General features: G+C 36.5%; 3 protein-coding genes. 1 reads left to right on the top strand and 2 read right to left on the bottom strand.

What is annotated here, in order from left to right; genetic code table 11:
- Window positions 1–125: 125 nt before the first annotated feature.
- On the top strand, window positions 126–512 hold the full coding sequence (locus tag WBN20_RS17115; protein ID WP_424270924.1) for a DUF983 domain-containing protein: 387 nt from the start codon (window positions 126–128) through the stop codon (window positions 510–512).
- On the opposite strand, the gene WBN20_RS17110 is transcribed toward WBN20_RS17115, so the two are convergent.
- Window positions 509–1,564, bottom strand: coding sequence for an NAD(P)/FAD-dependent oxidoreductase (locus WBN20_RS17110; RefSeq protein WP_424282565.1), 1,056 nt, complete (start codon window positions 1,562–1,564; stop codon window positions 509–511). The genes WBN20_RS17115 and WBN20_RS17110 overlap by 4 nt on opposite strands.
- A 79-nt stretch (window positions 1,565–1,643) precedes the next feature.
- On the bottom strand, window positions 1,644–2,135 hold a 492-nt coding region (gldN, locus tag WBN20_RS17105), incomplete at its 5' end, for a gliding motility protein GldN (protein WP_424282564.1).

Below are 2,135 nucleotides of genomic sequence, written 5' to 3'. Positions count from 1 at the left end.
GCGATTTCTTTAAACAGGTATTCTCCTCCAAAAGAAACAGAAAGATTATGAATATTTAGCATTTTTGTGATTGGTGTTACAATTAGAAACTTTGCAAAATCGTAGTTTTGCCTAAACTTTTGCAAATGTTAAAAAAAGGAAACAAACTCTACAGTATTTTAACAGGAAGTTGTCCAAGATGCCACAAGGAAAGTATGTATACTGATAATAACCCATACCATCTGGGCTCCCTTTTTAAAATGCAGGCACGTTGTTCACATTGCAATACCAAGTATAAAATTGAGCCTTCCTTTTTCTACGGAGCTATGTATGTAAGTTATGCTGTTGGAATAGCGTTTGCCGTGGCGGCCTTTGTAATTTCTTTTTTAATAATTGGTATGAGTTTACTAAATACTTTTATTGTAATCGTGATTACTATGGTAGTCTTTTTACCTTTTATTATTAGGCTTTCCAGAAATATATGGATCAACATCTTTATAAAATACGACCCAGCTACTGTTCATATAGATTAAACTTTAATATAGGCTTTTTCATATCTTGCGATATCCATTTCGGGGTCTATCTGCCCTCCATGCTCTATATATTCATATAACTGATTTGAAGCATATGGGGCAATCATTACTCCTCTTGACCCAAAACCATTTAATAAGTAGATATGATCCAGAACAGGATGTTTGCCCACCAAAGGTCTCCTATCGGCCACAGTAGGCCTTATTCCAGCAACATGATTCACTATTTTATAATCACAGTTTAAAAAGGTCTCTAATTTTGTAAGTAGTTCTAATCTGGCCTCTGAAGTGGGCTCATTGTTCTTATCCTTCCATTTGTAAGTCGCCCCAATTCTGTAAAGATCATTCCCTACAGGAATAATAAAAACTGAAGATTTAATTACCCGCTCTTCTTTTAGAATCGGGGCTTTTATAGTTAAGAGTTCTCCTTTTGTTCCGTTGAGTGGTAAATAATTAAAATACTTATTCTTTTTTAGTCCAAACCCTGTAGCAAAAACAATTCTTTTGGCATTAACAGTTCTATAGGAAACACCCTTAGCTCCTGTCTTTAAATCGTCGAAGTTGAAAGTTTCCTCAAATAGCACTTTTTTATTGGTTAAATATCCCGAATATGTTTTCACCAACTTCTGTGTATCTACTCTTCCCGTATTTAAAACCTCCCCAAAACCGAATTGGGCATTTAGGCAAGGATTAGTATTGGGAAGTAATTTTGTAGAAAGGTATGGCTGTAATTTTTGTTTATCAGCCGCTTCAAACCAAAGGTTTTGCTCCTCTACTGATGCAAATATTCTTAAAACCGGTACTTTATGATCCAGGGTTACACCTAGTTTAACCTCTAAGCTTTTATAAAAGTTCTTAGCCAGACCTATTTGTTCGTGAGCTTTCCAGGCAAGGTTAAACCTTTTCAAAATTACCGGATTATACAAACCTCCTGCAATATTGGATGATGTTTGAGAGTCATCATTGATCACTATAAAGGTTTTACCATGCTCTTCAAGCCTTTCACAAAATGCTATCCCGGCCAGTCCAAGACCTACTATTAAGTAATCTACCATAGTGTAAAATTAAAAAACGCCGCACCAAATGGTGCAGCGTTTTTTAATTTATATCTGAATTGGAATTCAAAGCTTGCTTCTAATATGCCCACATGTCCTGTTCCCTGTCTCGTATTGTTTCCTTAATACGATCTGCTTCAAGCAACTGGAATAGCGCATTGTCTGCTATGTAATCATTAATTATACGATCGCCCTGAACGTTGTCTTCTCTATAAATAAGACCGTTAAAACGTCTGGCATTCAACAACATATCAAAAGATATTGGCTGCGCTGAGTTTTGTTGGTTAAAAACCTTGGCTGTATGCAATATCTCTCTGGCACTCGGATACCAAACCCAAAAAAGTTCAACTTTATTCTCATTGGGATCCATAGATTCATCATCCACAAAGTTTACATCGGGTGCTACCGGAGCAATACCCAGCAGTCGATATTTCAATTCGCCCTGTCGCTTATCAAAATACCATATCCCCTTGATACGATATTCTTCAATATCGGCAGCAGTAAGTTCCCTTTGGTTAACATATTCAGGGGAAAGTTGCTCACCGGCATTGATTTGTTCGTATCCAAGATC

It is taken from the genome of Eudoraea sp. (genome assembly GCF_049665975.1).
Classification (GTDB): domain Bacteria; phylum Bacteroidota; class Bacteroidia; order Flavobacteriales; family Flavobacteriaceae; genus Eudoraea.
The sequence above is the reverse complement of the archived record's forward strand: the minus strand, read 5'-3'. Positions and strand labels throughout refer to the sequence as shown.